Origin of the sequence: Paraburkholderia sp., assembly GCF_036488505.1 — a bacterium.
Taxonomy (GTDB): Bacteria; Pseudomonadota; Gammaproteobacteria; order Burkholderiales; family Burkholderiaceae; genus Paraburkholderia.
Genome location: NZ_DASXHN010000094.1, coordinates 1 through 6,890 on the forward strand (window position 1 = coordinate 1; position 6,890 = coordinate 6,890).

The window sequence follows — 6,890 nt, forward strand, 5'->3', positions numbered from 1 at the left end:
CGGGCGGACTGAACCAGCATATCAAAACGCGCATGGAAGCTGCACCGCGCGTCCCATTCATTTGCACGTTCAAGGAGTCCATGACATGACCACGATCGCAGGCATCAAGATCCCCGACAGCATGATGGCGCGCGAGGCGACCCAGCTCGTGCGCGACACCGAAACCGAGCTGCTGTATCACCATTCGCGGCGCGTGTTCCTGTTCGGTTCGCTGGCAGGGCAGCGCAAGCAGTTGAAGTACGACCCCGAGCTGCTCTACATCGGCGCGATGTTCCACGACATGGGGCTCGTCGCGCCGCACAGCACCGACCATGATCGCTTCGAAGTGGACAGCGCGAATGCCGCGCGCGATTTTCTGAGCCGTCATGGCATCGGCGAGGACGATATCGACCAGGTATGGACCTCGATCGCGCTGCACACGACGCCCGGCATTCCGCAGCATATGAAGCCGGTGATCGCGCTTGTGACGGCGGGCGTAGAGATGGACGTGCTCGGCATCGCGTACGACGAGTTCAGCGAGCATCAGCGCGAGCAAGTGGTGCACGCGCATCCGCGCGGCGCGCACTTCAAGGAGAACATCATCGACGCGTTTACCCTCGGCACGATCCACAAGCCGCATACGACGTTCGGCAACGTGAAGGCCGACGTGCTTGCGCTGAAGGACCCGCACTATCATCGGGAGAACTTCTGCACGATGATCCTCGGCTCGTCCTGGAAGGACTGAAACGGCCGGGCGGGCGCGGAAGGTCGAGCGACAGGCGGCGCCCGCCACCCGGTTCGCGCATCTCGCGTCACAATATGCGCATCGCCGACAACCAGCGCCGCGCCATGGTCATCAAAAACCTTCTCCGCAAGCTCGACCTTACTACGCTGCAGCTGTTTCTCGCCGTCTTCGAGGAAGGCACGCTTACGCGCGCAGCCGAACGCGAGGCGATCGCCGTGTCAGCCGCGAGCAAGCGGCTGCTCGAACTCGAACAGGCGGTCGGCGCGACGCTGTTCCAGCGCAACGCGCGCGGCATGACGCTGACGCCGGCCGGCGAAACGCTGCTCCATCACGCGCGCCGCGTGCTGCGCGACATCGAGAACATCGGTATCGAGCTGGCCGGCCATGCGAGCGGAGTGCTGGGCTATGTGCGGATGATGGCGAATCTGTCGGCGATCGTCGAATTCCTGCCCGAAGATCTGCGCGGGTTCCAGGCACAGCATGAGCGCGTGAAGATCGATCTGGAAGAGCGGCCGAGCGGCGGCGTCGTGAAGGGCGTCGACGAAAGTCTTGCCGACCTCGGCATCTGCTCCGGCGAAGCCGACACGCGCGAGCTGCACGTCGAGCACTACCGCCGCGATTCGCTGGTGATCGTGATGCGCGACGATCATCCGCTTGCGGCGCGCACGCGCATCGCGTTCGCCGAAACGCTCGACGGCGATCATGTCGGCTTGCACTCGGCCAGTTCGATCAACGCGCGCACGCACCTGGCCGCGCGCCAGGCCGGTAAGCCGCTGCGGCTGCGCATCCACGTGCCTGGCTTCGACGCGGTCTGCCGGATGGTGCAGGCGGGCATGGGTGTGGGCGTGCTGCCGCGCAAGGTGTATCAGCTGATGGGCCGTCCGCTCGGCCTCGTCGGCACGCCGCTCGAGGACGACTGGGCCGAGCGCAGCCTCGTGCTGGTGGTGCGCGACGTCGATGCGCTTTCGCCGGTGAGCCGGCTGCTATTCGACCATCTGCGCACGGTGGAGGCGCGCGAAGCGTCAGGAGATGCGGGCATCGCCGCGAGCGGCAGCACCGCCACCTGAATAGCGCCGGCCGTAGCCCGCTGCGAAGCGTTCGTCTTTCGCGGCATGCCGCGCCATCTCCGGACGCTCGCGCTCTGCGTGTAGCCGACGACCGTTCGTGATCCGCGAACGCTTGTTGGCGAATTGCGGTTGGACGCCCGCGCCGCGCCCCTCCTAAGCTGTCTCCCAATACGAAACCACATCGGAGACAGCACCATGGCTGGACCTCTACAGGGCATCCGCGTCGTCGAGATCGGAACCCTCATCGCCGCGCCGTTCGCCGCGCGCCTCATGGCCGAATTCGGCGCCGACGTCATCAAGATCGAAGCGCCCGTGACCGGCGACCCGCTTCGCAAATGGCGCAAGCTGCATGAGGGCACCTCGCTGTGGTGGTATCTGCAGTCGCGCAACAAGAAGTCCGTGTGCGTGAATCTGAAGTCCGAGGAAGGCGTCGAGATCGTCAAACGGCTTGCCGCCGATGCCGACGTCGTGATCGAAAATCTGCGCCCCGGCGCGCTCGAAAAGCTCGGTCTCGGCTGGGACGTGCTGCACGCGATCAACCCCAAGCTGACGATGGTGCGCATTTCGGGCTACGGCCAGTCCGGCCCATATCGCGACCGGCCGGGCTTCGGCGCGATCGGCGAAGCGATGGGCGGCATCCGTTATACGACAGGCGAAGTCGATGGCGCGCCCGCGCGCGTCGGCGTGAGTCTGGGCGATTCGCTCGCGTCGCTGCACGGGGTGATCGGTGCGCTGATGTCGCTGCTGCGCGTGAAGACGGGGCAGGGCGAAGGCCAGGTGGTCGACGTGTCGCTGGTCGAGAGCGTGTTCAATCTGATGGAAAGCCTCGTACCGGAATACGACCTGCTCGGTCACGTGCGCGAGCGCAGCGGCGGCGCGCTGCCTGGCATCGCGCCATCGAACACGTATCGCACCAAAGACGATGGTTATGTGGTGATCGCGGGCAACAGCGATCCGATTTTCAAGCGCCTGATGCATCTGATCGGCCGCTCCGATCTGGCCGACGATCCCGCGCTCGCATATAACGACGGCCGCGTGAAGCAGGTGGCGATGCTCGATCAGGCGATCACCGCATGGACGTCGCATCACTCGACCGGCGAGGTGCTGGCCGCGCTCGAACGCGCCGACGTGCCGGCCGGACGCATCTATTCGGTGGCCGATATCGTCGCCGATCCGCACTATCAGGCGCGTGCGATGCTGCTGCCGGCGCAACTGCCAGGCGGTGCGTCCGTGACGATGCCGGGCATCGTGCCGAAGCTGTTGGACACGCCGGGCGAAGTACGCTGGCAAGGTCCGGCGCTTGGTGAACATACCGGCAGCGTGCTCGGTGAACTCGGCTTCGCCGCTGACGACATTGAGCGGCTGCGTCAGCGAGGAGCCGTGCAATGAGCACCACCACTTTCTTCTCGGCCGACGCAGCATCGTCCGACAAACTGATCGTGCAGGAAGTCGCGCCGCGCGACGGCCTGCAGATCGAGCCCACGTGGGTCGATACACCCGACAAGGTCGCGCTGATCGACGCACTGTCGACCTGCGGATTCACTCGCATCGAAAGCGGCTCGTTCGTGTCGCCGAAAGCGATTCCGGCCCTGCGCGACGGCGAGGCCGTGTTCCAGCAGATCGAGCGCCATCCGGGCGTGATCTACGTTGCGCTGGTGCCGAACCTGAAGGGTGCCGAGCGCGCGGTGTCGGCAGGGGCCAACGAACTGAACCTCGTGATGTCCGCGAGCCAGACCCACAACCGCGCGAACATGCGCATGAGCTGCGAGTCGTCGCTCGCCGCGTTCGCCGACATCGTGCGTCACGTGCAGGGCTCGCTCGTCCTGCTCAATGCGACGGTGGCGACCGCGTTCGGCTGCCCATTCGAAGGCCGCATCGACGAAGACCGCGTGATCGCCATTGTGGATACGTACCGCGAGATGGGCGTTGAAGGCATCACGCTTGCCGACACGACTGGCATGGCGAACCCGCGCCAGGTCGCGCGGCTGGTCGCGCGGGTGCTCCAACGGATACCGGCATCCGCCCTCACGCTGCACTTTCACAACACGCGCGGCCTCGGACTCGCCAACGTGCTGGCGGCCTATGAAGTCGGCGCGCGGCGTTTCGACGCGGCGCTAGGCGGTCTGGGCGGCTGCCCGTTCGCACCAGGTGCGTCCGGCAACATCTGCACGGAAGACCTGGTCAATATGTGCGACGAAATGGGTATCCGGACCGGGATCGATCTCGACAAGCTGCTCGTGCTGTCGCGCGGATTGCCGGCGCTGCTCGGCCATGACGTGCCGGGGCAACTCGCCAAAGCGGGCCGCAACCGCGACCTGCATCCGGTACCTGAATACGTCTTGCAGATCTGACCTGATCCGCTGGACAGGACAAGCAACCACCAACAACCGATCAAACGACCGGACGGCCCCGCCGAATCCGGCATTGGAGACAAGCATGAGTGATCTAGGCGTAGTGACGGGCAGCCGCGAGCAAGACACGGACGGTATCGCGGCCATCATCCGTAAAGTTGCATGGCGGCTCATGCCGCTCATCATGATCTGCTATCTGTTCGCGTTCTTCGATCGCATCAATATCAGCTTCGCGAAGTTCCAGTTGCAGAGCAGTCTTGGCCTGTCCGATACCGCGTACGGCCTCGGCGCGAGTCTGTTCGTGATCGGCTATGTGCTGTTCGAGGTGCCAAGCAATTTGCTGTTGTACAAGGTCGGCGCGCGTCGCTGGATTGCGCGGATCATGATTTCATGGGGCCTTGCAACCGCAGCGATGGTGTTCGTCAGCAACGAATGGCAGTTCTACGGACTGCGCTTCGTCATTGGTGCGATGGAAGCGGGCTTCGCGCCTGGCGTGCTGTACTACCTGACGCTGTGGTTCCCGACCGCTTACCGTGGACGCATCACATCGATGCTGTTCCTCGCGTCGGCGTTTTCGGGGCTGGTCGGCGCGCCGCTTGCCGGACTCGTGATCGGCCATCTGGACGGCGCGCTTGGCATGCCGGGCTGGCACTGGCTGTTCCTGCTCGGCGGTCTGCCGTGCATCGTGCTGGGCGTCCTGGTGCTGAAACTGTTGAAGGATCGTATCGAAGACGCAGGCTGGCTGTCGGCGACGGAAAAGACAGTGCTCGCGTCGCAGATCGCGCAGCAAAGCCGTCAGCCGGCCAGCGGTCATTCGCTGACCGGCGCGCTGAAGACACCGGGCTTTCTGACGCTGTGTGTCGTGTACTTCCTGATCCAGGTCGCGTCGTATGGCTTGAATTTCTGGGCGCCGCATCTGATTCACGTAGCAGGCACGAAGAATCCGACAGTGGTCGGCTTGCTGACTGCGGTGCCTTATGTGTGCGGCGCAATCTGCATGGTGGTCGTTGGGCGTCTGTCGGACGCGAGCGGCGAACGTCGCAAGTTCGTGTTCGGCCTGCTGTTGATGTCGGCCATCGGCTTTTTCGCGGCGGGCTTCTTCGACAAGCAGACCACGTTGCTGGTGGTGGCACTCGCAGTGATGGGCGCTGGCGTGGTGGCGTCGATTCCGGCGTTCTGGGCGCTGCCGCCGAAGCTGCTTACCGGCGCCGGGGCCGCTGGCGGGATCGCGTTGATCAATACGCTCGGGCAGCTTGGCGGGATCGTGAGCCCGATCATGGTGGGTCGCGTGATGGACCTGACCGGCAGCACGACACCGGCGTTGTATGTGATCGGCGCGATGAGCGTGGTGTGCGCGTTGATCGTGCTGTATGGGTTCCCGGAGTCGCTGCGCAGCAAAGAGACGGCGCAGTAAAGACGAGGTGCCGCGGCGGCCGCATTGCCGGCAATGGCCGCGCGCGCCGCGCCGCTGCCCGCTACTGCATCCGTGCAAGATAGGCCTGTCGCATCAATCAGTTGGCGGGCCTATGCGCAGGTTGTCCACAAGCTTGTTCCCAAATTATGTGGACAACTCGCCGCGGGATGCGCCGCGCCCGATACGGCGTGGCCGCTGAGCGGACGCTTGCGCATCATCGACGCACCATGCCTACGCTTGCGCCGCGCGACATTAAAGTCTGCGCATCAAGTACTTAGTCAGCCTATCAGAACGTTGTCCACAGGCTTGCGAACAATTTAGGTGGACAAGTTTTTCGGCCAGGCTTTCAACTCAGCGGTGTGTTGGACACCTGTCGCGAGCGTCAAGCCTTCAGCTCGGAACCGGCAGCGCTCACCACTGCCTGTTCCTCCGCTAGCACCTGCAACACTGCATCGCGCTTGTCCAGCAGATGCTGCCTGAGAATCGCGCCGAGCCGCTTACCGTCGCGAGCCTCGAGCGCCTTCAGCATTTCATCGTGATCGTGAACCGCGCGGTCCCACTTCGGCGTCTGATAGTTCGAACGAAACCGCAGCGCCTGCAGGCGCCGGTTCACCGATATATACATCTGCCGCAGCGCCGAATTTCTCGCGGCTTCGTTGATCTTGTCGTGGATCGCCTGATTACGGCTGTAGTAGCCCGGCAGATCGTTCTGCGCGCGGCACGCGAGCATCGCGTAATGGAGCGCCTTGATGTCGGCGAGTTCGGCCGCGGTGATCCGTTCGGCCGCGAGCTCGCCGGAAAACGCCTCGAGCCCACTCATCAGTTCGAAGGTCTCGCGCATCTCCGCTTCCGACATCTTCGATACCGACGCGCCCCGATTCGGCGAAATCTCGATTAGGCCTTCAGCGGCCAGCACCTTCAGCGCCTCGCGCAACGGCGTCCGCGAAATGCCGAGCGTTTCGCACAACTCGCGCTCGTTGAGTTTCTTGCCCGGCGGCAGCACCCCTTCGACGATAAAGCGGCGAATGTGCTCCACCACCGTGTCGTGCAGGCGCTGACGCTCGACCTTCGGCATCAGCGGGGCGGAAGCACCGATTCCGCCATTGAAATCCAGATTTTGCATACAAAGAGGCCTCGACTACACATGATTTGCGATTTTATCGGAAGGCTAGCGATTAGTTAACGGCCGAGCAGACGCGGGTAAACACCGGTCTCGGACATGTCAATTTCAGCTTGGGCGCGACGAAGTCCGTCTGCTATAGTTTTTTGAATGCAAAATTCAAACGGAGGAGCCCCATGCTCAAGCTAGATTTCCATCCCGCTGGCCGTCACTT

General features: G+C 63.7%; 6 protein-coding genes. 5 read left to right on the forward strand and 1 reads right to left on the reverse strand.

Annotation, left to right across the window (positions count from 1 at the left end):
• The first annotated feature begins 85 nt into the window (after positions 1–85).
• The 5 genes from VGH68_RS05355 (at position 86) to VGH68_RS05375 (ending at position 5,556) form a co-directional block, all read left to right on the forward strand.
• Complete coding sequence (locus VGH68_RS05355) at positions 86–724, forward strand: HD domain-containing protein (RefSeq protein WP_331602482.1); 639 nt, start codon at positions 86–88, stop codon at positions 722–724.
• A gap of 104 nt (positions 725–828) precedes the next feature.
• Positions 829–1,791, forward strand: coding sequence for a LysR family transcriptional regulator (locus VGH68_RS05360; RefSeq protein ID WP_331602483.1), 963 nt, complete (start codon positions 829–831; stop codon positions 1,789–1,791).
• A gap of 195 nt (positions 1,792–1,986) precedes the next feature.
• Complete coding sequence (locus tag VGH68_RS05365; RefSeq protein ID WP_331602484.1) at positions 1,987–3,180, forward strand: CaiB/BaiF CoA-transferase family protein; 1,194 nt, start codon at positions 1,987–1,989, stop codon at positions 3,178–3,180.
• Complete coding sequence (locus VGH68_RS05370) at positions 3,177–4,142, forward strand: hydroxymethylglutaryl-CoA lyase (RefSeq protein WP_331602485.1); 966 nt, start codon at positions 3,177–3,179, stop codon at positions 4,140–4,142. The genes VGH68_RS05365 and VGH68_RS05370 overlap by 4 nt, the downstream gene beginning before the upstream one ends.
• Positions 4,143–4,227: 85 nt before the next feature.
• Positions 4,228–5,556, forward strand: a complete 1,329-nt coding sequence (locus VGH68_RS05375) for an MFS transporter (protein ID WP_331602486.1) — start codon at positions 4,228–4,230, stop codon at positions 5,554–5,556.
• Between the two features lie 382 nt (positions 5,557–5,938).
• Here the strand turns inward: VGH68_RS05375 and VGH68_RS05380 are convergent, their stop codons facing one another.
• Complete coding sequence (locus VGH68_RS05380) at positions 5,939–6,679, reverse strand: GntR family transcriptional regulator (RefSeq protein WP_331602487.1); 741 nt, start codon at positions 6,677–6,679, stop codon at positions 5,939–5,941.
• Between the last annotated feature and the right edge of the window lie 211 nt (positions 6,680–6,890).